The organism is Paenibacillus sp. USDA918EY, from assembly GCF_009870825.1.
In the GTDB taxonomy this organism is placed as follows: Bacteria; Bacillota; Bacilli; order Paenibacillales; family Paenibacillaceae; genus Paenibacillus_AQ; species Paenibacillus_AQ albilobatus.
Window position 1 is genome coordinate 237,889 of record NZ_WTWY01000001.1, and the last position, 22,702, is coordinate 260,590.

A 22,702-nucleotide genomic window follows, 5' to 3' on the forward strand; every position below is an offset into this window, starting at 1 on the left:
GACTTAGGAGGAACATCATATGCATCACTCAAAAGCGACGGAAACGATGCGGCAAGCGCATCTCTCCGATGTCAACATCGACGATCCGTTTTGGAGCTATTACCTCGATCTGGTCCGCAACGTGGTCGTACCCTATCAGTGGGAAGCGCTCAATGACAGGGTCAACAGCGCCGAACCAAGCGGGGCGGTGGCCAACTTCAAAATCGCGGCTGGCATGATGGTTGGAGAATTCTACGGCATGGTCTTTCAGGACAGCGATGTGGCGAAATGGCTGGAGGCCGTTGCCTATTTGTTGGAGACGCGTCCGGACCCGGATTTAGAAGGAATTGCGGACGGCATGATCGACATTATTGAGCTTGCCCAGCAGGATGACGGGTATGTGAACACCTATTTTATGCTGAAAGAACCTGGAGCCCGGTGGACGAATCTTGCGGAATGCCACGAACTGTATTGCGCGGGTCATTTGATCGAAGCGGGCGTGGCTTATTACCGGGCAACGGGAAAACGGAAGCTGCTGGACGTCGTGGTCCGGTTCGCGGATTATATCGACAGCGTGTTCGGGACGAAGCCGGGCAAGCTTCGCGGTTATGACGGACATCAGGAAATCGAGCTTGCGCTCGTCAAGCTTTACGAAGTAACCGGAAACGAACGTTATTTGAACTTAAGCGCGTATTTCCTGAATGAACGCGGGCAAAAGCCGAGCTTTTTCGAACAGCAGCTGCATGAACGCGGGGGACAAACGCATTTTCCGGGGCTGAACATGGCGACGGACCTGGAATATAATCAAAGCCATCTCCCCGTCCGCGAGCAGGATAAGGCGGTAGGGCACGCGGTGCGGCTTGTTTATATGCTGGCAGGCATGGCCGACGTGGCGGCAAGAAAACACGATCAAGAGATGCTGGACGCATGCATGCGGCTGTGGGACAACATCGTCTCCCGTCAAATGTACATCACCGGCGGCATCGGATCGATGGTTCACGGCGAAGCGTTTTCGTATGACTACGATCTGCCGAACGATACCGTCTATGCGGAAACCTGCGCTTCGATCGGCCTGATCTTTTTCGCTCACCGCATGCTGCAGACGACAAAAGACGCGCAGTTTGCCGACGTCATGGAACGTGCGCTTTATAACACGGTAATCGCAGGGATGTCGCGGGACGGAAAACATTTTTTCTACGTCAATCCGCTTGAAGTCAACCCGAAATCCTGCGGCGGCAACAACAAAAATTACGATCACGTGAAACCCGTCCGTCAGGAATGGTTCGGCTGCGCCTGCTGTCCGCCGAATATCGCCCGGCTGCTTTCTTCCTTGGGCAGCTACATTTATTCGGTTCATGAAGATACGATTTATCATCATTTGTATATCGGAGGCGAAGCCAACCTAAAGGTGAACGGCACAAACGTGGTGCTGAAGCAAGAATCCCGGTATCCTTGGCAAGGCGACATCAAAATCGAAGTGGTTCCAGAGAAAAAGCAGGACTTTGCGGTGGCGCTCCGCGTCCCGCGCTGGAGCGGCGGGAATGCTTCGATATGCGTGAACGGCCGCGCGATCCCTGCGGAACAGCTGAAAGTCGTGAACGGATACGCCGTCATCCAACGCGAGTGGAGCCCTTCGGACGTCATCGCGTTGTCTTTGGAAATGCCGATCATGAGGGTACACAGCCACCCTGCGGTTCAAGCGAACGCAGGCAAAGTCGCCATCCAGCGGGGACCTTTGGTTTATTGCCTGGAGGAGGCGGATAACGGAAACCATTTGCACCAGCTGGTTCTCCCGAAAAAGGGCGGCCTCAGCCTGCTGGAAGAAGGCATTCTGGGCGGTATGATCGCGATTGAGGCCGATGCCCTTCGCTTGAACGAGGAGACTTGGGACGGAGCGCTTTACAGCGAACGGGAATTACCGGATTATCGTCCCGCAAAGGCCAAATTCATTCCGTATTATGCTTGGGCCAATCGCGGCGAAGGCGAAATGAGGGTGTGGGTCAGGGAACAATAACGGATGCAAGCGGTATGGCAGGCGAAGAAGCCGGCCATGCCGCTTTTTTTCAATCGTGATATGACATCGAGATCTTGCAAAGGCAACCAGGGTAAGGGTCGATGCCAGCCTCTTCTTTTAGGGGCTTCAAACATGCGCAATGAATTTTCGCCGGAATTCGGAAGGAGGGATTCCTTCTCTTCGGGCAAAGGCGGAGGAAAAATACGAAACCGACTGATAACCGGCTTCTTCGGCGATTTTGGCAATCGTCCAGGAGGTTTGCAGCAGCAGCTTTTTCGATTGCTCGATCCGGTAATGCTGCAAATATTCCATCGGCGTCATGCCGTATACCTTCAGCATGTTTTTGGCCAAGTAATTGGGATGGTAATTAAACGCTTCGCGCAAGGACGAATTGCTGACCTGCTCTTTGTAATGCTGGCGGATGTACCATTCGATGTTGTCGGCGATTTGGATCGCGGTCGCGTCGGACAACGATGTCAGGTCGCGGTCCAAATGCTGCAGCAGCAATTGAAAGGTCGATTGGCGCTTCCAGTTGCGCAGCGACTTGGGTTCCTGGTCCAGCCGGAAAAACTGCTCGATGTCTTCCAGCGCTTTATCCGATACTTTGGAATATTTCGGGATGAAGATCGAGTTGACGTCGCAATGGTTTAAGTAGGCGTTTTTCTTATGATTTTCGATGAGTCCCGATTGTCCCGCCAGACAGTCGCCCATGCTGCTTCCCTCCTGCCAGCTGCCGAAGGTTTGAAAATGAATCCATGTAATTTCCGTGTCTTCCGAGCACGGCGCCAGCCCATAATGATGGCCGTCCGGCCTCAGCACGAGAATGTCTCCTTTCCGCACGACCCATTCTTTCCCGTCTTCGCCGACGGATAAGGTACCCTTCATGCCGACGATCAGGTCGAACACGCCGATGTGGCTGCGGCTGATATGTTTTTCGCCGCAGGCAAATACAGCTTTGCCGCAATCGATGAAATAGGGGATCGGCGGGGCTATAAAATGAAAGATTGGCGTTTCCATATGAGCTCCTTCTATCGTTGTTAGAGGTGGGCGCAACATAATGTAAGCGCTGCAATTCATATCATTGCCATTATATTATAATAAGTAGGCAATGGAAGGGAAGAAGAAGGGACAGGAATACCGAAAATAAAAGCCAAGCTGGCCAAAGTTGCTGTTGCGGCGCGGCCGTTCGAAAACGGTATAATGTCAACGTTCCCGGTTCATCCTGAAAAACCCCTGAGATATCATCCCCGGGGTTAATCTTATAGCCGTGGTTTTACTTAGGCCCAAGCTTGCCGAAAACGGCAAAATCGCATATTATGTGCACTTGTTAAAACTTGACCAAGTCGTCGACGTTCACCGGGAGGCCGGTGCTCATCGAAACGTTGCCCGCAATGCCGGTCAGGATCGACATCGCTCCGTCGATGTGGGATGCGGCGCGTTTGTACGGATCCTCCGCCGGCACCCCGAAAATGTCGTTCAGCATGACCGGATCGCCGCCGCCGTGGCCTCCTGCGCCTTCGACGATGTCCGCTTCGTACGCTTCTCCGAACATCGGGATGACTTTAATGCTTTTGGTTTGGAGCGCCCCTTCGTCTTCCTTTTTGCCGCCGGAGTTGACGTACGATTTCTCCACGATTTTCATTTCGATGCGCCCTTTGGAGCCGTTGATGTTGACCTGGAATCCTTCCCAAGGCATGTAGCAGTTCAGCGAGTAGGTCATGATCGCTTTGTTTTTGTAGCGCACGAGGACGCCCATCGTATCTTCGATGCTGATGCCGTCGCCAAACACGCTTTGGTCGCGGTAGTAGCCGTCTTCATGTTCCGCGTCCGCATACAACCCTATGAGCTGCGGGCTTTTTTCCAGATCGAGCGCAAACGGGTCGTTTGTGGCGATTCCGCTGCCGCGGGCCCGGCTGTAAAACTCGGTGACCCCGCGTTTTTCCGCGTTTTCCTTGCCATAGAACATCAAGGAGCCTTGCGCGTAAACCGTATGGGGCCGGGAACCGAGCCAGAAGTTGACGAGATCGAAGTGGTGCGTCGATTTATGGACGAGCAAGCCGCCGCTGTTGCGTTTGTCGCGATGCCAGCGGCGAAAATAATCCGCGCCGTGCTCCGTATTAAGCAGCCATTCGAAATGAACGGAATGCACGTCGCCGATTGCGCCGTTCATGATGAGCTCGCGGATCTTGGTGTTGTGCGGGGCGTAGCGGTAGTTGAACGTGACGCGAAGCTGCTTGCCGGTCCGTTTGACCGCATCCAATATTTCCTGGCATTTCTCTTGGTCCACGGTCATCGGTTTTTCCGAAATGACGTCGCAGCCGAGCTCCATCGCTTTTACGATGTAGGTATGATGCGTCCGGTCGATCGTCGTCACGATAACGGTGTCCGGCTGCTCGCGCAGAATCATTTTCTCGAATTCATGGGCTTTATAAGTCGGGACCTCAGGATGTTTGAACCGGTCTCGCAGCAGCTTGTTTGCGTAATCCATCCGCGTTTGGTTCGTGTCGCAGAAGGCGACGAGACGGGACGTCTCGCTGAAATCTTTGGCGAGTGCGCCGTAAAAGAAAATCGCCCGGCCGCCGGTGCCGATGAGCGCGTACTTTTTTTTCATGGGAAGCCTCCTTTTTTTCGGATTGAGTTACGCCTGTTTCTTCTACTGTAACGCAGCAAATAGAGTATAATCGTCTATAAACATTGCTCATTTCGCATCAAAAGTCGCAATTCTTGCACAACAACGGAGGCGCACGCATGAACATTTTCCATAACTCCGCAGGAACGATTCAGGTCGACCATGTGGAACGAACCGGCTTTTACAGCATGATCAACGAGCACATGCATCAAGGATACGAGCTTTACTATTTGTTTAGCGGGGAGCGGGATTATTTCATTCGGGACCGGACGTTCCGGGTGAAACGGGGAAGCTTCGTGTTTATCGAAAAGGAGGAGCTTCATCGGACGATCGACGCGGGGGCGCCGAAACATGAACGGGTCGTGATCAATTTCGCCGCGCCGCTGCTCGAAGGATCGGGGTTAAACGGACGCAGCGGGGTCGTCACCCTTGCTCCGCAGGATCAGTACAAGGGAGAAGCGCTCGTACGGGAATTGATCGCGGAAGCGAAAGGGGATGCGCCGGGGCGTGACATGATGCTGGAATCGCTGCTGAAGCAGCTGCTGGTGCACGTATTTCGCGCGCAAACAGAGCAGCTGGAACCGGAAGCCCAGCCGTCGGCCCTGCATCGGACGATGTCCGAGGTGGCCGAATACGTCGGATCTCATTACCGGGAGGAGCTGCACCTAAAGGATGTGGCGGAGCGGTTTTTCGTGAGTCCGTATTACCTGAGCCGCAAGTTTAAGCAGTGCACGGGATTCGGATTTGCGGAATACGTTCAGCTTGTGCGCATTCGGGAGGCGCAGCGGCTGCTCAGGGAGACCAATCTCAAAATGATCGAGGTGGCGGAACGTACCGGCATCGGGACGATCGCGAACTTCCATAAGCTGTTCAGGAAAATGAACGGCTGTTCCCCGCTGCAATACCGCAAGCTTCAGCGGACCTTGCCGGCGAGCGCCAAGGAATCGTCGATATGACGGGTACGCCGAGACATCCTATAGCATAGCGGGCATTGTCGGAACGATGATCGGGCTCAGGTTAACCGTGTAAAAGGGCTGTCGATACGGCAGCGGATATGATTAAATCGTCGTTTATCGCTCTAAACGACGCCGGCAAAGGCCGATGGATTTTTCCGATCCATCGGCCTTTAGTGTTTGTTTGCGGACATTAGGGTTCCGACATCCCGTAAAACGTGGAATAAAGTAGGCGCACATGCTGTAAATATGATCTTGAAAAACGAATTTTTGTATTCTATAATTCAATTAATTAATTGAATATTATACTAAGGACGTGATCAAGACTTATGCCGAAGAACTTGGGAAGAAACCTGGCCGGCTCCACCAATCCGCCGGAACATTCGCCGGAAACTTTGCGGCAGCTTCAAAGACGGACGCTGCTTATCGTCGTGATTGCGCAAATTTTTGCCGGCGCGGGGCTGGCGGCAGGCATCACGATCGGGGCGCTGCTGGCTCAGGATATGCTCGGAACGGACCGTTTTGCCGGCGTACCCTCCGCTCTCTTGACGCTTGGCTCGGCCGCCGCGGCTCTAATCATCGGCAGGCTTTCGCAACGTTTTGGCCGCCGCGCGGGACTGGCGGCGGGTTTTCTGACAGGAGGGCTCGGCGCTGCAGGCGTCGTCGTTTCGGCCGTAGCGTCGAATATTCCATTATTGTTTGTTTCGTTGTTTATTTACGGCGCGGGTTCGGCTTCCAACTTGCAGGCGCGCTACGCGGGCACAGACTTGGCCAAACCGGGCGAGCGGGCCAAAGCGATCAGCATCATTTTGACTTCGACGACCTTCGGAGCCGTTGCCGGTCCAAACCTCGTTGATGCCATGGGACGTGTTGCGGCCCGGATCGGCGTTCCCGCGCTGGCGGGTCCCTTCCTGCTTGCGGGATCCGCGTTTATTGTCGCGGGTTTGGTGCTCCTGATATTTCTGCGGCCGGATCCATTCCTGATCACCATAGCGATGGCAAAAACGCCGCAAACGAATCAACAGGCCGGCATTGAAAAAGATCAACCGCAGGCCATAAACTACCGGAAGACGGTTGTCGGGGCGACGGTCATGATTTTAACCCATGTCGTGATGGTGGCCATCATGACCATGACACCCGTTCATATGCAGCATCACGGGCATGGTTTGACGGAAGTCGGTTTGGTCATCGGCATCCATGTTGCGGCCATGTATCTGCCATCCTTAATTACCGGCGCGTTGGTCGATAAGTGGGGAAGAACGGTTATGGCCTATGCATCAGGCGTTACCTTGCTCGCGGCAGGCCTTTTGGCTGCTTGGGCGCCGGCCGGTTCCTTGGCGCTCCTCATCCTTGCGTTGGCATTGCTGGGGCTCGGTTGGAACTTTGGTTTGATCAGCGGAACGGCGATCATCGTGGATTCGACGCCAGCGGCGGTCCGCGCCAAAACCCAAGGAACCATCGACGTGTTGGTCGCTTTGACGGGGGCTTCCGGAGGCGCTATGTCCGGAATGGTCGTCGCGAATTCGAACTACGCGACGCTCGCTTTAGCGGGAGGGCTGTTGTCCCTGCTGCTGATCCCGGTGGTCATCTGGTCTCGCCGGCGCTCCGTAGAGCGGAAAGACACTCTGCCACTTGGGCCGCGCCAATCATTGGATCGGGAAGCTTAAGCCATGCAGATCTACTCAACGTATGGATAGGAAAATTGTTTCGTGTCCAGTCCCTTTGTATAATTGATTTAACGAACTTGAAAGGGCGGAGGAATGGTGGAAAGTTTACCTTCAGCGAGAGAATTCAAAGACGAACTATACCGGCAATATGCGCGGATCGGAAAATGTTTGTCCAGCGACAAGCGGCTGGAAATTTTAAGTTTGCTTTCCCAAGGGCCCAAATCGGTGGAAGGACTGGCGCAGCAGTCGGAAATGAGCGTAGCGAACGTGTCCCGTCATCTGCAAATCCTGCTGGATGCCCGGTTAGTCAAGTTTCACAAACAGGGAACTTACGTCATCTATTCGCTGAGTTCCCCGGAGATTGCGGATTTTCTGCTTGCCCTATGGCGTGTTTCCGAGAGCCAGTTGGCGGATATAACCCGAATCAAAGAAAACTTTTTGCAGCATTCCGATGATATGCAGACATTGTCGCTGGATGAAGTGATGGCAAAGTTGGAAGCCGGAACGATTATTTTGCTGGATGTGCGTCCTGCGGGAGAATACGAGGAAGGACATATTCCGGGAGCGATTTCGGTTCCCATCGATGAAATTGATGCCTATATCCAAAATCTTGCCCCGGATGTCGAAGTAGCCGCATATTGCAGGGGACCTTATTGCGTATATTCGGCGGAGGTCGTCAAAAAGCTGCAGGAAAAGGGATTTACCGCATACCGTCTTGCAGAGGCGTACCGGAACGGCGCAAGCATGGTGAAATAAGGTTACAAGGGGCTTCGCAAAGCGGAGTCCCATTTTCGTTTCAGGTTCGTTGACCTCATTCGGACGAAAGCACCCGGCAATTAACTTTAAAGGCTGTCGAGTTCCCGACAGCCCGGGTAAGATGATTTCTAATGATCTGCGTATTTCAAATGTAATATAGGATAAGGGCGACCTGCGCTGTCGGTCGCATCCTCGCGGATCACCTTAAAGCCGCTTTTCAAGTAAAATCTTACCGCATTCCCGTTTTGTTTATTGACGTCAATGGTTTGGATATGAAAATCGCGGATCAGGGAATGCAAAATTTGCCGTCCGTACCCTTGGCCGATTTTGCCAGGATCCAGGAACAGCATTTCTAAGTGGTTGTTGTTGATGCCGGAAAATCCGATGCAGGCGCCTTTGGCGTACCACAGACGGACATCCACATGAGGCAAATACAAAGGGATTTCTTTTCTTATTTCCTGCCGGTCTTCGACGCTCAAAAAATGATGGGTCGCCATGACGGATCTTTCCCAAATATCGATAATCAGGCTAACGTCATTGGCGGTTGCTTTTCGGTTTTGCATTTTGGTATGCTCCTTTTTTTAGATTGATAATCACGCTCCTTTCGATTGCATATCAAAGATGGTAATGGTATATCTCCAATCCGCATAAATGTTCATATCCACCACTCATTTCCATGTCGGTGTCCGTAAGCGAGCAGACTTTAACAGCCATTATATCAGTAACGGTGGGGAGAGGGAATAAAACAAATGATCCAAGCCGTATTGTTTGATTTGGATGGCATCATCAGCAACGGATTCGGCCGCTTTCAGATGAATAATGTCCATGGTTTGGGGATCGGGCATTATTTTGACGGAATTTTGATTTCCGAAACGGAAGGGATTCGAAAGTCCGATACCGAAATATTCCAAAAGGCATTGCAGCGTTTAGGGGGGCGTCCCCATGAGGCGATTTTCGTCGGCGATAGTGTACCGAGCAGCCAGTAAAATACTTATAAACGATGAGTAAAAAAACGAATGAATAAAAATACAAACACACCGGCAACCCGACCTGCAGAATGATAGATTCAAGGCCGGGTTTTACGTTTTTGCCGTTTCATGATCGGAAAGGAGGGATCTTCGGTGATCTTATTGCTCGTCGTCGTGTTGATCATCGCTTTCGCCGGAGTGATCGGAAACCAGTATTCCGGACTTCGACGAATGGAAGAGATGCAAAAATCATTGGATCAGATCAACCAAACTTTAAAAGAATTGAAAAAGGGTTAGGGGGTCGGATCTATGGAAAGCAAAATCGAAGCGGTGTTTATCGACCGTGATGGAACCATCGGCGGGACGGGCCATTTTGTTCACCCGGACGACTTTACGCTATATCCGAATGCGCAATCGGCGATTGATCTATTGAAGGCAAACCGCATCAAGGTGTTTGCTTTTACGAATCAACACCGGATTTCCCGGGGAGAAGCCACGATCGAACAATTTGAAAACCAGTTTAAAGCGTACGGGTTTGACGGCGCTTATATATGCCCGCACGGGATGTCGGAAGAATGCGAATGCAAGAAGCCGAAACCGGGGATGCTGCATCGGGCCTCGACAGAGCATGGCCTTGATTTATCGAAATGCGTCGTCATCGGGGATGTGGGGGACACGGATCTGCTTGCCGCGCATCAAGTGGGAGCCCAAAAAATATTGGTGCGAACAGGCTGGGGCGAAGGCTCATTGGGCGCTTTCCGCGACCGCTGGAAAGAAACGGAGCCGGATTTTGTGGCCGCGGATATTTTGGAGGCCGTTCAATGGATCGTAGGACGGACGAAGGACTAAACAGGAGGCGCAAATATGGGATATATCATGGACCTCAGAAAAACGGTCGGAAGCCGCCCGCTCATCATGGCGGGAGCATGCGTGTTGTTGCTTCAAGATCACCGTCTGCTGCTGGAGCTTCGGGAGGATAACGGATGCTGGGGGTTGCCCGGAGGTTCCCTCGAGCCCGGCGAATCGATGGAAGAAGTGGCCAAAAGGGAATTGTACGAGGAAACGGGGCTACTGGCTGAGGGGCTTGAACTGCTCGGCGTATTTTCGGGGCAGGAACTTTATTACAAATATCCGCATGGGGACGAGGTTTACAATGTCGTTGCAGCTTACGTTTGCAGCCGTTATTCCGGAGAAATTGCCGAAGACGGACAGGAAGTCAAAGAGTTAAGATTTTTTGGATTGGACAGCCTTCCGGACTCGATCAGCCCGCCGGATCGGCCGATCATCCAGAGGTTTCTGGAAATGAGGCGCGAACTAGTGCGATGAATGATGCGAAACTTTTGCAGCATTATTTGAACATGCGGGAGCCGGAAGCATACCAATGGAATTTGTCTGCGAAAAGCCTGTATCTTGAGCTGGAGACGCGCGACTTTTTTGAAAGGCATTTCCATGCGCATGAAGGAATCGAAGCATGCAACATCGGTATTGGCACGGGAGAATGGGACGATTTTTTAGGTTACCGGTTGCATGGGTTCGGCAAACTGACAAGCATTGACATCGATCCGGACATTTGCGGGCTGTTTGGCTACAGGCAGGAGCGGGAAGGGCATCCGAATCCTTCGACGGTGCTTTGCGGCGACTTTTTAACCTGCGATTTGCCGGCTGGTGAGTATGACCTCGTGACGATGATTGGCTCCACCTTGAACGAAATCGGAGTTTTCGGCGGAACATTCGAGAAGATCGGCCAAATATTGAAACCCGGCGGCGTTTTGATGTATATGGATTTTGATCAGGATGACCGCAAAGACAACCTGCTGGAGTTGCTTCCCCATTTGCACATGGAGACAGAGAAGGTGGAAACGTACGACCGTTTTTCGAGCATCAAATTTTTTATCATAAAAATACGAAAACCCATATAGATGATCCTGTATGTATAAAGGCAGAATGGAGCAGACAGATGGAACAAGTCAATATTTCCGAATATAACCCGCATTGGGCTTGGGAATTCGAGCAGGAAAAGTTGAAAATCGCCGAGGCGCTGGAAGGTATCGTGCTTGGGATCGAGCATATCGGAAGCACTTCCGTTCCGGGCTTGGGGGCGAAGCCGATCATCGACATCATGGCCGGCGTTTCTGCTCTGGACGAAATAACTCCTGTGCACCGGGTCCGATTGGAACGGATCGGGTATCATTTCGTCGATCATCCGCATTTTCCGGAAAGAAGGTTTTTCCGCCGGGGCGAGTGGCGTGCGGGAACGCATCATTTGCATGTCTATCGGCACGAGGGCGAACATTGGAACATGCAGCTCTTGTTTCGTAATTATTTGATCCGCCATCCGGAGGCTTTAAAGGATTATTTTCGATTGAAACAGAATCTCGCGCAGCTGTACCCGCATGACCGGGCGAAATATACCGAAGCGAAGGGTTCGTTTATCCGCAAAATCATCGAGTTGGCACGGGCTGAAAATGAAAATTAAATCATCGAGGTGTTCGATATGAGTAAAGCCGTCCTTAAAAAATTGGAGCATATGCAAATTCCGGTCAAACATGTATCCGAAGCCGCTGAATGGTACGTTTCCCATCTCGGCTTTCAAGTGCTGGGCGTCTCCGAGGAACATCGCCATGCGTTTCTGAAGCTCCAGGAAGGGCCCATGCTCATGTTATGGGAAACAACTGACGAAACCGGCGCGAATTTTTCGGTGAACGGCCAAACGATGCCCGTATTGCTGTATAACACGGACCAAATCCACGTTTTGCATGATCATCTGCATGAACTCGGCGTCGAAATTACGTTTTACCAAAATGAAGGTTTCGGATGGGTGCTTAAATTTATCGATCCCAGCGGAAACATGTGGGGCGTCATTCAACCGAATAACTAGGAATGGGGGAAATGCTGATGGGATCGAGAGTGATGCATTACTGCATTTCAACGCTGCTGGCCCGGGAACTGGGCATCGATGACGATCAGTTTTTGCTGGGCGGCATCGCGCCGGACGTCCATAAATACATGAATGCGCCGAAAAAGGATTCCCATTTCATCATTCTCCAAACGGATTCGGAATTTGCCTGCGATTACCGCGGTTTTTGCCAAAAATATGAGCACCACATGAAAGATCCTTTTTTTCTCGGTTATTTTTATCATTTGATCTCGGACGACATTTGGGTGAAAGAGATCTATTACAAAAAAATCAAATGGCTGCCCCAGCCGGAAAAAAAAGAAGCGCAGGGTAAATATTACAGGGACTTTTGGCGGTTGAACGGAAAGCTCATCGACCATTATGCCTTGACCTTGAAGCCGCTTGATGCGGAAGCCGTCCGAATAGACGAAATTGACTATACGTATCTTCCGGAATTGATCCGGGATCTGCAATCCGATTTTGCGATGAAGGATGAAGCCAAAGAGCAGGCGTTGGAAATTTTGGATTTTGACGAGGTGATTGAGGTGCTGGAGAGCTCGGTGAAAGCATGCCTTGGCGAGACCAAATGACTTTAAGCATGATCCTCGAGCCATATCCGGTCCTGGCATTGATACTGTATTTCGGGGAACGGCTTGGATCCGGCACGGGACCTTAACTGGTTATTGCCATTATCCTCTTGAAGGCACCCACTTGGTGGTCGGAGGGCTGGAAACACGTATGTCCAAAGACGGCGTAGTGGAAGCCATCGAGCGTTTTTGCGGGAGGGCGATTTGCTGGGATTTATCGGGAGCTGTCTACAGGGAAGTAACGAAGGTTGAATAATTTTTCTCAGGAGCGAAAAGAAAGCCCCTTCCGGCTAATGACCGGAAAAGGCTGAATACTGCTGCCTCTGTTCTCGATCGCAATCTGTAAAATCACCCTTGCGCTCGTTTTTTCACTGAATCATCATCAGGATCTCGGTATCAGGGTTTGTTTTGGGGGCAGCGACGTGGCTGACATTAACAGGATGGGCAGCTAGCGGATCTTCACCAATTGCCATTGCTGGTTCAGATCGCCCCGATATAGATTTTGCTGAAGCTTCGCCCCATCCGCGGAGGAGGCTCCTGCAACCTCGACGGCCTTGTTGCTGTTCACATTCAGGATGCTCCAGTAACCGTTGCTCAGTTTGATCAATCTGAACTTCTGCGCAGTATTTCCCAAGTCTTCCATGAGTTGGACCGCTTCGCCGTTGTTCTTCGTTCCGTTTCGGATATCCATGACTTTTTGGTCGGCCGAGCTGACGCTTCGCAGCCTATACACATTGTTGTAAGTCCCCATATCACTGGCAACCCATTGCTGGGCTGTCGCTTGATTGTCCGACCACTGCTGAAGCTGCAGCCCGTTGGTATTCTGACCGCCCGGAACATCTATCACTTTACCTGATGCGCGGTTCACGATCTTATACGTCGAGCCGGACAAGACTCCGTTCCAGATCCCGTTCCAAGGGTTCAGCTGCGCCCGTTCATAATACCATTCGAAGAGGAAACGGGCCATGCCGTCCCGTGCAGTATTGCCGTCATACTTGAGGCCTGCGGTCGGATCGGCGAAAGAACTTTTTGGGCCGGGCTCCAGCAAAAATCCGTTCATATGAGCAGTCATGCTAACATTGCCAGCCGCTGTAAAAATGGCCTTCGTATTTTTGCCGAAACCTTCATTGGACCCGTTGAACAGCTCCCAGTAGGAGGAATCCCCGGGCTGTGTCTTGAACCAGGTGGTCTCCGTAATGTTGATGGGATAGTGATCGGCGCAAGGCTTAATATTCGTATCCCCCTGCTGCTGCAAAGTCGCATAATCGTCATGGGCACCGTACCCTGGATACCAGTGGACGGAATACCCGATATTGTTCAAGGGATCCGTCAGCGGACTGGACGCGCACAGCTGGTAGTATTGATCCCAGCCAAGCCCCGCGGCCCATATCACGTTGTCGGCGCCTTTACTGCGTATAGTGGATATGATGGAATTTTGGAAATTTTTAAGGGAGTTCCAGTAATCGGCGAAATTGGGTTGAGAGGGATTTCCGCCCCATTGCCCGTTGACATCGGACAGGACCGGTTCATTGATCAGTTCGAACATCACGTTGTCCGCGCTCTTGATCGACGGTTGGGAGGCAAGGTAACCCCAGATTTCGTTGAATTTGTTCAGATTGGATGGGGTGGTTGCCTGGTTGTTCGAAAGGGTATCGAGACCCAGCGTAACATACAGGCCCTTTGTCTTGGCATAGGCAATATACGGAATGATGACGTTTTGCGTAACACTTTGCAAACCGGCAAAATTATAGGTGCCGGCGGCTACATCGCCCATGTCTTCCCGGTCAATAAACAGCCGGACCTGATTCATGTACCAGCCGTGGCTGCTGCCGTATTTGGCAGACGTATCGGTAAAGGTATCGGTGATATCCTTCAAATAGTCCAAAATGGCCGCATGCCGGTTTCCTCCGTTCCGGTCGAGATAGTACTTGCTGGACTGGTAGGTCCAATAGGAGCCCGAAGGCTGATGCCAACCGCTTAGCAGGACGGGCTGTCCGCTGCTGTTCACCAGTTGGTTGCCGCTCACATGGAGCTTGGACATAGGCATTCCGTTCCACGCATCTGCGCGCTGGCTGGCCATTAGCGTGGGTACCACCATGACCAGAGCCAGCAGAAGCTTGATGGTCCATCTCATTTTCTTCACACGATCCATCTCCTTTTTTGTTTTTTGTAAAATCAATGACGGTACGAAATCACTGGGCACATTTTATGAATGCGTTTTCAAAAAAGAGTGTATTCCAGAGGAAGAAAGAAGACAACCTGTCAAAATATAGGGTGTTTTAGTGATTTATAGGGTAGTGTACGACTGAAGCGAGCGATAGTGGGAGGCGTACAGCAACAAAAGAAAACAGCATGAACAAGTCCACTGCCTGAAAGCCTGGCAGCTCCTCATTCATGCTCATGGAAAAAGCAATTGCCTTACAAATACATCTCCCGGGCTTCTTCACCAAAATATCTGGTTACGTCTTGAGACTCGGCGATATCGATCCAAAAATATGAGGCTATGCTGAACCGCAAAATCGGCCATTATTAAAACATGGTCAAAGGAGACTCAAATGAAAAACACGATGAATAACGTCCGGCTCGCCTTATATCACCGGGATCATGAGGCCGGACTTGAAGCTTTTACGCTGCCTGAGGAACAGCATGAATTTACCGCACTGCCGTTTGAAGTCATGCAGAACGCGCTGGAGGGGAAGAAGCAACATCCGATTGTCATTTTGGGGGATGACGAGCCGGTTGGCTTTTTCATTCTGGATGCAGGGGAAGACAGGAGTCAGTACTCGGACAACCCCAATGCCCTGCTGCTGCGGGCGTTCTCCATCGATCACAGGCATCAGGGACAAGGGTACGCGACGCAGTCCTTGCTTGGACTGAAGGAGTTTGTCAAACAGCATTTCCGGACGGCCGATGAAGTGGTTCTTGCGGTCAATAGGAGAAACGCCGCCGCGCGTCATGTCTATCTCAAAGCGGGATTCCGTGATGAGGGACGCACCCGAATCGGGCCGGCGGGCCCGCAGCACATTCTAATACTCGGGATATCATAGGGAGAACGGTGGAACAAGGCTTGAGAGAATGGCTTACGACAAAAGAGGACTGGGAGTTTAATTCCCAGTCCCAACACACTAATTGCAATAAAATTATCGAAAATGAAGTCCTCATCCTTTTATCAAATTCCATTTCGTCCATTAACGGGAGTACCGCCACCACTCCATTGAAGCGTATATTCTCCACTACGCATGCCTTGTTCGAAACTCTCTTCAACATTTTTCCGCGTTTTTCGTTATACTGCTTTGGTTTCGCCGGTTTTGCTGCGCTGCGGCCTGCCTTTGAACATGAGCGCTTTCAACGAATCCAGGTTGACGGCGACAATGCCGACGATAATCGTGATGCCGCCGATCACGGACAAAACGGAAATCGGCTCGCCGTACAAAACGGCGCCAAGGCAAAGGGCGATGAGCGGCGACACGTAAAGCCAGGTGGACGGGAATACGGGGTTCGTTTTGGCGATGAGCCAGTAAAAAATCGTATGGCCCGTCATGGAGCCGGCAAAGATCAAATAGAGCAGCGACAACACGGCTTTCGGCGCAAGCATGGGACCGATATCGACCGGTTCGGCGAACAAGGACAACACCAGAAGCATTGCTCCGCCATACATCATTTGGGCCGCGTTCAAAGCGATGGGGGACGTATCCTCAAACCGTTTTACGACACGGCGCGAATAGACGGTACCGGCCGAGTAAAACACTTGGCCCACCAACACCGAGATACATCCGAACACCCACAGTTTGCTGAAGTTGACCGTCAGGCCGGGCAGAAGCAGCAAAACGACGCCAACCGTGCCTATGAGACAGCCGGCGAGAGCGTGGATGGAAAGCCGCTGCCGCGCCATGGCGGTTTGAAGCCCCAAAATCATCAGGGGGGCGGTTGCCGACAAAATGGCGGCAATGCCTGAGCTTATATGCTGTTCCGCCCAATATAGGGTGGCGAACGTGCCGAAGGTCAGCGCCGTTCCCGTCAAAAACATTTCCTTGCGAAACAGCAGGGACAACTTTGCTTTTCGTTTAATGACCATGTATGTCAAAAGGATGCTCCCTGCCAAAAGAAAACGGAGACCCGCAGAGAAAAAAGGCGGGGCCCCTGCGTCGATCCCTACTTTAATAGCCAAAAACGTCGTCCCGAACACGAGACACATCAGCGCATAATTCATAAATATCATGTCCATTCCTCCTTGTATTGCTTTATCATAAAAGAAACGGAATAGAACAGATGATATTTAACAGAACAGATAAAGGACGTATTTGATAAGATATAGCTAAAGGGAGGGAGTCTTTTGAAGAGCGGGTTGCTTAAGAATGTCCATCCGGAAAAGCGGTTTGAACAAGTGTATGACTATATTTTGGAACGAATCCGCCGGGGGGAATGGAAGGAGCATGAGAAACTCCCTTCGATCCGCATGCTGGCGGCGGAATTCGGCGTGCACCGGTTGACCGTGTTCAAAGCCTACCAATTGCTGAAACAAGAGAATAAGGTGTATGTCAGGGACAAGTCCGGTTATTATGTTCAGCCGGGCAGCCTGCTGTCCCCTGCTGCGCAGCAGGATCCGATCGTCTCCGCTTACGTTCATGAAAGCCATCTTTCCGAAATTCATCAGGTGGAGGCGGCTTATCAATTTTCCAAAGCGCTGCTCGACCCGAATCTGCTGCCGAACCGTTATTTTTCCGAATATGTGAAAAACGTGTTTGATCTGTATCCCAAAGTGCTGGGCACCTACTCGACCACGCAGGGCGACTTGGAGCTGAGGGAGGCGCTAACGCGCTATTTTACGAAACGGTATCGCTTCGATCTGACCCATGACGAAGTGCTGATTACTTCCGGTTCGCAGGAAGCGATCGATCTTATCGCAAGAGTGTTGGTCAGGCCGCGGGATTCCGTATTGATTGACAGGCCGACCTACAGTCCGGCGATCGACGTGTTTCGGAGGCAAGGAGCCCATTTGGTGCCGATCGGGATTGGTCCGGACGGATACCGGCTGGATCAGGTGGAAGAGCTGATGAAGAAGCATAAACCGCGCCTTTTTTATCTCAACCCCACCTTTCAGAACCCGACGGGGTACACCGTGCCTGCGGAGCAGCGGAAGCGGCTGGCGGATCTCGCGGCCGAGTATCGGTGCTTGCTGATCGAGGACGACCCCTGCCCGGATATCTATTTCGGACACGAACCACCGCTTCCGTTTTTCGCATACGATACGGCCGGGATGACGATATATATCCGCAGCTTCAGCAAATATGTCGCCCCGGGCTTAAGCATTGCCATGGTAGCCTGCCGCCCCGGTCTGATGAGCTATTTGGTGAAGGCAAAATCGCTGTCGGACAGCGGAACGCCGCTTTTGAATCAGAAGATCTTTTTGCATTATTTTTTTTCGGAGCGGATGCAGCGGCATTTGGAAAAACTTCGGACGGCGCTTGCGATCCGCAAGGACGTTATGGAGGAAGAGCTGGCCGGAACGGGCTGGGAGTGGAAGAGTCCCGAAGGCGGCTTTAATTTGTGGATCAAATTGCCGGAATCAACCCCGATGGAGCGCCTTCTCGTGACAAGCAGGGAGCAATCCATCAGCTTCGTCCCGGGCTCGATCTGCGACCCGCTCAGGGAGTTGAAGACTTGGATCCGATTGAGTTATTCCTTTTTGAACGAGCAGCAATTGCGGGAGGGATTACGGCGATTTGCCGGGATTTATCGGGAGCTGACTACAGGAAGTAACGAAGGTTGAATAATTTTTCTCAGGAGTGAAAAGAAAGCCCCTTTCAGGTTCATGAACTTGAAAGAGGCTGTTTTTATCCATGTTGCGCCTTCGTTTCCTTGCTCCCGTTTTATCTTCCCGCAGCTTTATCTCCGCGAAGAATCATGCAGGCGCTGGTTGTGTATGCAACAAGGCTTCACAAGAAATATCAAGAAAAATAAACCAATTCCTCTTATTATTAAAGATAGAGCGAGACAAATGAATGAACAAATACAGCTTATGATGGATTGGATCGAAGCAAATTAAAAAAATAAGTTTTCATTAGATGAACTATCAAATTATAAATGGGGAGCGGTATAAAATGAATATTTCTAAAAAAATCGAAGTCGATAAACTGCGCCGTAATAGAAGTGAATTGTTTGATAAAGATGTATTACATATTTTAAATGGTCAGGTTATGTATGAGGAATTTAAAAAGAACAGATTGATGGGCGATTCCGATTATGCTCCATTTAATGAAGCGATGTGCGTGAATGCGACTACGGACCGAATATTTGATGAAGAATTTATAAATGTTCGGGCTGCGGGTCATCATGAATCGGTAGAGGGATATATTGAAAAGGTAATCGCTCCTTTAGCCAATCTCTTTAATAAAGAGTATAAATGTATCGTATTATGGTTTGGTGAAGACATGTTTTGTCAAATGAACCAGCTTACCCTGCTTTCCTATCTTGAGCAGTCAGGTTATAAGGGGAAAGTGTTTTTAAATCGTTTCAGGGAGGATGAATTTAAAGTTCATCAAACCGAACTTAAATTAGGTCATTATGATTCAGTATATAAAGAGGTGTTGGTCAATCATACGAAACCATCGAATGAACTAATTCCGGTTATGTATCAAGCAATAAACATATATTTAGATATGCTAAACGAAGATAATGAAGTGGTAAAATATATAAATAAAAACAGAAATCTGCCAACAAAAGAATTAATCAAGAGGTTGTTTGAACGTTTCCCAACGGTAGGTTACGGGGATTTACAATATATGGAGCTCATTGATAAATTAAGATGAAAAATCCTTTGGGGAGGTGACAAGTCAAGCAATTGCTAAACCCACGTTTTTTCTTCTGTTTCGCCCGCATCTGTATTATTGAATTCATTTCAGCTCCTCGTGTCGATAGAGGTATCATAACGAGAAAAACTGAGGAATTATAGCGACTTATTTACGCGTTAATAAAGAAATGGAACCCGAATCATATTGAAAGGAAAGTAAAGCCCCATGTTTAGAGCCGAAATGGATGAACATACATACCTGGCTATTCTCGAGGAGAGGCATGCCCAGGAATTATTTGATTTAATTAACGAAAGTCGTGACTCAATAAGAAAATGGCTTGATTTTCCCGATAAAACAATTGCCGTCGACGATACAAAGGCTTTTATTCGCCGGTCTTTAAGCAGATTTGCCAACAATAACGGATACTGGGCAGGGATTTGGCATCACGGGCAAATTGCCGGATCGATCGGTTTTTTGTGGATCGATTGGGATGCTAAAAGGACAGAAATAGGTTATTGGTTGGGATCGGAATTCGAAGGAAACGGCCTGATGACGAAAGCTTGCCATGCTTTTATTGCTCACGCCTTCAATGAGCTGCATTTGCGAAAAATCGAGATCGGGGCAGCCACGAACAATATCAAGAGCAGGGCAATTCCGGAACGTCTGGGATTTACGCAAGAGGGGATCATGAGAAACTATGAGCGGCTGCATGATCAATACCTTGACCGGGTGGTTTACGGTCTTATTAAAGATGAATGGCATCGTTAAGGGGAGGCGTTCAATAAGCGAAGGGAAAATACGCTTGAGCTCTATTTAGTAGTATAAATCAGAGAAAAAGAGGAGTCTATAACTTTTGGGGGATATCATGTAAAGTGGTTATACCCGGCCGGGAGTTTGTGAACGCGGAGGTTCAAGGATGGTAACCCCAGAAATGTTGTCCAAAGCTGCAAAATCGTTTGCGTTTGATGTTCGTACACTTCGGTTGATCAGCAGATCAACGAATGAGGTGTATCGTTTTACCAAAAATAATGAAAGCTTCATCTTGCGGTTATCCGAAAAACCCCTTGCCTATGCAGAAAAAATAAGGGGAGAACTCGATTGGCTGCAATTTTTGGCGCAAAACGGGGTACGCGTATCGCTGCCGGTAAAAACGATCGATCATGACATCATGGCTGTTTTTGCCGACGATGAAACGTGTTTTATCGCAACGGTTTTTGAAATGGCGCCCGGTACGTTTTTTGACAAAAATGATCCGCTTTTGTGGGGGGGAGCCGTCTTTAAGCAATGGGGAGAGACCATGGGGAAGATGCATCGGCTCTCTAGACGCTTTATACCTTCTAATGATGCTGAAAAGCGGGAGGACTGGAGCAGGTCGAAAATAGATAACCCGTATTTGCGGCATGGCAAGTATGCTGTTCTGCTCGAAAAATTAAGAAAGCTCGAAAATATTATGGATTCCCTTCCCCGTGAAGGAGAAGCATACGGACTGATCCATAATGATTTTCACCCCTATAATTTTCATGTCGACGGGGATTTGATGACGGTATTTGATTTTGATGACTGCCTTTACGGATGGTTTTCGCTGGATATTGCCATCGCGGCAGCGCATGCCGTTTGGGGGGATCCCCGAAAGAGGATCGGAAGTCCAAAAACGAATTCGCTCAAAAGTTTCTGAACGATTTTCTTGAAGGATATTTCAAGCATCATCATCTTGATCATGAATGGATTGAGCGGATTCCGATGTTTATGGACTTTAGGAATATATGCTCGTTTTTTTGGTGGCTCCATCCTTGGAACGGGGATGAAAACAAGTTAAGCGACGCCCAGAAAAATGCTATCGATCAAGCTGTACGTTTCATCGAAAACGGCCGATCTTTTGACGGCTGCGAGTTTCGGATATAGCAAACATGATCTACCGGAACAAGGGTATCGGTTGGGTGGCATATCTGGAATATTGGAAATACGGGAGCACGCAAAGGGCCCATTTGCATTATGAAATTCGAATCGATGGCAGTCCGGTTGATATCGTTGCCTTATCTCATGGTATTCAGCCCTATCATTCAAGATACGGAAATATAGGAGCGAAAATATTGGGATAATGCTTGAAAGCAGGGAAGACATAAAGCCACCGGATCTTGGAAAACCGATGGCTTTTCGGTTCATCTAGTATATAGAGAGAGCTCAATCAAGGTTTTATAAATTATGCAGCGGATTATAGCCCAGGCATAGGTCAAGGAAAGGTTTGGCGGTTAAGTGCTGTGTCAGATTTTTCCGCCGATCGATCCGTTAAGCTGAACCGTATCACAAGGATCATTTTTGATAATGCATTGGGATTTCGTGTGAGCTTGAGTATTGGGTGAACGTCATGCGTCATGGGTGATTTTTCTTGGCTTTAAAATAATGAAAAAATGTACTTTCTAACTTTTCTCCCTTTGATCCATAGTTTTCAGCAGATACCGTATTATTTTTTTTGCCTTTAAGCATGCTGTTGTTGTCGCCATGTCCAAGTACCCAAGTGACCAAAGGGAATTTGACGATTTTACAAGGTCTGCGCAACGTTCTCAAGTTTCGGATTACTTTGGGATGGGCTTTGAGAACGAGGTGAAACGGCTCTTTTATGGCACTGTTCGTCTTTGGGGTCAGCGGAAAATCTTTATTGGCAAAATAAAAGACCGCACTGCTGCCGCATCCTATATAAAAACGTTTCTTCCTCAGCCACACCTCTTTTTTTACTAAATTCACCATCATTCCCGTGTCCATCACAAAATTCTTCCCCGAGGGCTGCGATCGAATATAATGTACGAGCCTATGATGTGCCCAGTCATCGGAATCGAAAGGCATAAAATAGCCGGAAAATCCTATTTTTCTTAAATACGCTCCAATCACTTTGCGTTTACGGATTTTGTCTTGGCTGAATCCTTTTGGATTCGATGGGGGTGGAAAGTTTACAGGCAACCATGTTACACGTTTATGCCGCATTTCCTTAATGTCAGGCCTTTCATGACCTGCAACAATCACACGAAAATGGGGGTCTGTATTGTTTAGAATCGAACGCAATGTTTTTGCCAAGTTGGATTGAACCTGATTCCAATTTCGAGAAACGATTTTACTTTTCAAAGATATTGCAAATGCCACTTCTGCCTTGTTCTTGTTGACGTGTTTGTTTAAAAAGTATGTTTCCACCAGCTTTAATTGTTTTTTGGTCGAATAAATCGAGCTTGTTCCAGTTATATGGCGACTCAATGAGTACCCTCCTTTATCCATCCATTTGTCTTTGCTGTACGTTCCTTTTACATTCCGTTGCTCCTTTAGCTTATGCCGAAACCGTTATAAGGATTGGGTTTTAATCGGGTACAGTGTCAGCACGCCGTTTCTCCTTTGATTGTCGGTGAACTGCAGTTCACCGTCACCGTACATAAGAAATCGCCCCCCCACCTTCCATCAGCGGAAGTGAGCGGTGAC

General features: G+C 49.8%; 23 protein-coding genes and 1 pseudogene. 18 read left to right on the forward strand and 6 right to left on the reverse strand.

Annotation, left to right across the window (positions count from 1 at the left end; translation table 11 throughout):
- The first annotated feature begins 19 nt into the window (after positions 1-19).
- Positions 20-1,993, forward strand: coding sequence for a glycoside hydrolase family 127 protein (locus GQY55_RS01225; protein ID WP_160037507.1), 1,974 nt, complete (start codon positions 20-22; stop codon positions 1,991-1,993).
- A gap of 126 nt (positions 1,994-2,119) precedes the next feature.
- Here the strand turns inward: GQY55_RS01225 and GQY55_RS01230 are convergent, their stop codons facing one another.
- Together GQY55_RS01230 and GQY55_RS01235 are read right to left on the reverse strand one after the other, a co-directional pair.
- Positions 2,120-3,010, reverse strand: a complete 891-nt coding sequence (locus GQY55_RS01230) for an AraC family transcriptional regulator (protein ID WP_160037508.1) — start codon at positions 3,008-3,010, stop codon at positions 2,120-2,122.
- Between the two features lie 310 nt (positions 3,011-3,320).
- Positions 3,321-4,604, reverse strand: a complete 1,284-nt coding sequence (locus GQY55_RS01235) for a Gfo/Idh/MocA family protein (RefSeq protein WP_160037509.1) — start codon at positions 4,602-4,604, stop codon at positions 3,321-3,323.
- Between the two features lie 137 nt (positions 4,605-4,741).
- Here GQY55_RS01235 and GQY55_RS01240 point away from each other — a divergent pair, with 137 nt between their 5' ends.
- From GQY55_RS01240 to GQY55_RS01250, 3 genes are all read left to right on the forward strand, one after another.
- Positions 4,742-5,578, forward strand: coding sequence for a helix-turn-helix domain-containing protein (locus GQY55_RS01240; RefSeq protein WP_160037510.1), 837 nt, complete (start codon positions 4,742-4,744; stop codon positions 5,576-5,578).
- A gap of 326 nt (positions 5,579-5,904) precedes the next feature.
- Positions 5,905-7,242 carry an MFS transporter gene (locus GQY55_RS01245; protein WP_160037511.1) on the forward strand — a complete coding sequence of 446 codons (1,338 nt, stop codon included), beginning with the start codon at positions 5,905-5,907 and terminating at the stop codon, positions 7,240-7,242.
- Between the two features lie 93 nt (positions 7,243-7,335).
- Complete coding sequence (locus tag GQY55_RS01250) at positions 7,336-7,998, forward strand: metalloregulator ArsR/SmtB family transcription factor (protein WP_160037512.1); 663 nt, start codon at positions 7,336-7,338, stop codon at positions 7,996-7,998.
- Positions 7,999-8,126: 128 nt separating this feature from the next.
- Here GQY55_RS01250 and GQY55_RS01255 read toward each other — a convergent pair whose 3' ends face one another.
- On the reverse strand, positions 8,127-8,561 hold the full coding sequence (locus GQY55_RS01255; protein ID WP_160037513.1) for a GNAT family N-acetyltransferase: 435 nt from the start codon (positions 8,559-8,561) through the stop codon (positions 8,127-8,129).
- A gap of 186 nt (positions 8,562-8,747) precedes the next feature.
- Between GQY55_RS01255 and GQY55_RS01260 the strand changes: the two genes are divergently transcribed.
- The 8 genes from GQY55_RS01260 (at position 8,748) to GQY55_RS01290 (ending at position 12,452) form a co-directional block, all read left to right on the forward strand.
- Positions 8,748-8,984 carry an HAD family hydrolase gene (locus GQY55_RS01260; protein WP_160037514.1) on the forward strand — a complete coding sequence of 79 codons (237 nt, stop codon included), beginning with the start codon at positions 8,748-8,750 and terminating at the stop codon, positions 8,982-8,984.
- Positions 8,985-9,119: 135 nt separating this feature from the next.
- Positions 9,120-9,263, forward strand: a complete 144-nt coding sequence (locus tag GQY55_RS30950) for a hypothetical protein (protein ID WP_201452065.1) — start codon at positions 9,120-9,122, stop codon at positions 9,261-9,263.
- Between the two features lie 12 nt (positions 9,264-9,275).
- Positions 9,276-9,815 (forward strand): HAD-IIIA family hydrolase, encoded by a 540-nt coding sequence (locus GQY55_RS01265; protein ID WP_160037515.1) that lies wholly within the window; start codon positions 9,276-9,278, stop codon positions 9,813-9,815.
- Positions 9,816-9,830: 15 nt separating this feature from the next.
- The gene (locus GQY55_RS01270) at positions 9,831-10,292 is read left to right on the forward strand and encodes an NUDIX hydrolase (RefSeq protein WP_160037516.1); all 462 of its coding nucleotides are present in this window, start codon (positions 9,831-9,833) and stop codon (positions 10,290-10,292) included.
- Positions 10,289-10,885 carry a class I SAM-dependent methyltransferase gene (locus tag GQY55_RS01275; RefSeq protein ID WP_160037517.1) on the forward strand — a complete coding sequence of 199 codons (597 nt, stop codon included), beginning with the start codon at positions 10,289-10,291 and terminating at the stop codon, positions 10,883-10,885. Before GQY55_RS01270 ends, GQY55_RS01275 begins: the two co-directional genes overlap by 4 nt.
- A 38-nt stretch (positions 10,886-10,923) precedes the next feature.
- The gene (locus tag GQY55_RS01280; protein WP_160037518.1) at positions 10,924-11,442 is read left to right on the forward strand and encodes a GrpB family protein; all 519 of its coding nucleotides are present in this window, start codon (positions 10,924-10,926) and stop codon (positions 11,440-11,442) included.
- Positions 11,443-11,460: 18 nt separating this feature from the next.
- Positions 11,461-11,844, forward strand: a complete 384-nt coding sequence (locus GQY55_RS01285; protein ID WP_160037519.1) for a VOC family protein — start codon at positions 11,461-11,463, stop codon at positions 11,842-11,844.
- A 17-nt stretch (positions 11,845-11,861) separates the two neighbouring features.
- Positions 11,862-12,452 carry a hypothetical protein gene (locus tag GQY55_RS01290; RefSeq protein ID WP_160037520.1) on the forward strand — a complete coding sequence of 197 codons (591 nt, stop codon included), beginning with the start codon at positions 11,862-11,864 and terminating at the stop codon, positions 12,450-12,452.
- A gap of 445 nt (positions 12,453-12,897) precedes the next feature.
- Here the strand turns inward: GQY55_RS01290 and GQY55_RS01295 are convergent, their stop codons facing one another.
- Complete coding sequence (locus GQY55_RS01295; protein ID WP_236575398.1) at positions 12,898-14,583, reverse strand: RICIN domain-containing protein; 1,686 nt, start codon at positions 14,581-14,583, stop codon at positions 12,898-12,900.
- Between the two features lie 421 nt (positions 14,584-15,004).
- On the opposite strand from GQY55_RS01295, the gene GQY55_RS01300 reads away from it, so the two are divergent.
- On the forward strand, positions 15,005-15,496 hold the full coding sequence (locus GQY55_RS01300) for a GNAT family N-acetyltransferase (RefSeq protein WP_160037522.1): 492 nt from the start codon (positions 15,005-15,007) through the stop codon (positions 15,494-15,496).
- A 236-nt stretch (positions 15,497-15,732) separates the two neighbouring features.
- On the opposite strand, the gene GQY55_RS01305 is transcribed toward GQY55_RS01300, so the two are convergent.
- Positions 15,733-16,668: a DMT family transporter gene (locus GQY55_RS01305; RefSeq protein WP_160037523.1), complete on the reverse strand. Its 936-nt coding sequence runs from the start codon at positions 16,666-16,668 to the stop codon at positions 15,733-15,735.
- Positions 16,669-16,782: 114 nt separating this feature from the next.
- On the opposite strand from GQY55_RS01305, the gene GQY55_RS01310 reads away from it, so the two are divergent.
- The 5 genes and pseudogenes from GQY55_RS01310 to GQY55_RS01325 all read left to right on the forward strand — a co-directional run bounded on the left by GQY55_RS01310 (position 16,783) and on the right by GQY55_RS01325 (position 20,915).
- Positions 16,783-18,219: an aminotransferase-like domain-containing protein gene (locus GQY55_RS01310; RefSeq protein ID WP_160037524.1), complete on the forward strand. Its 1,437-nt coding sequence runs from the start codon at positions 16,783-16,785 to the stop codon at positions 18,217-18,219.
- Positions 18,220-18,261: 42 nt separating this feature from the next.
- Complete coding sequence (locus GQY55_RS32015) at positions 18,262-18,495, forward strand: hypothetical protein (protein ID WP_442953590.1); 234 nt, start codon at positions 18,262-18,264, stop codon at positions 18,493-18,495.
- 52 nt (positions 18,496-18,547) lie between these two features.
- Positions 18,548-19,258 (forward strand): annotated as a pseudogene (locus tag GQY55_RS01315) (AraC family transcriptional regulator); the annotation flags it as partial.
- A gap of 207 nt (positions 19,259-19,465) precedes the next feature.
- On the forward strand, positions 19,466-20,008 hold the full coding sequence (locus GQY55_RS01320; RefSeq protein WP_160037525.1) for a GNAT family N-acetyltransferase: 543 nt from the start codon (positions 19,466-19,468) through the stop codon (positions 20,006-20,008).
- A 163-nt stretch (positions 20,009-20,171) separates the two neighbouring features.
- A complete protein-coding gene (locus tag GQY55_RS01325; protein ID WP_236575399.1) occupies positions 20,172-20,915 on the forward strand; it encodes a phosphotransferase enzyme family protein in 744 nt (247 codons plus the stop codon).
- Positions 20,916-21,610: 695 nt separating this feature from the next.
- Here the strand turns inward: GQY55_RS01325 and GQY55_RS01330 are convergent.
- The gene (locus GQY55_RS01330; protein ID WP_160037527.1) at positions 21,611-22,483 is read right to left on the reverse strand and encodes a hypothetical protein; all 873 of its coding nucleotides are present in this window, start codon (positions 22,481-22,483) and stop codon (positions 21,611-21,613) included.
- Between the last annotated feature and the right edge of the window lie 219 nt (positions 22,484-22,702).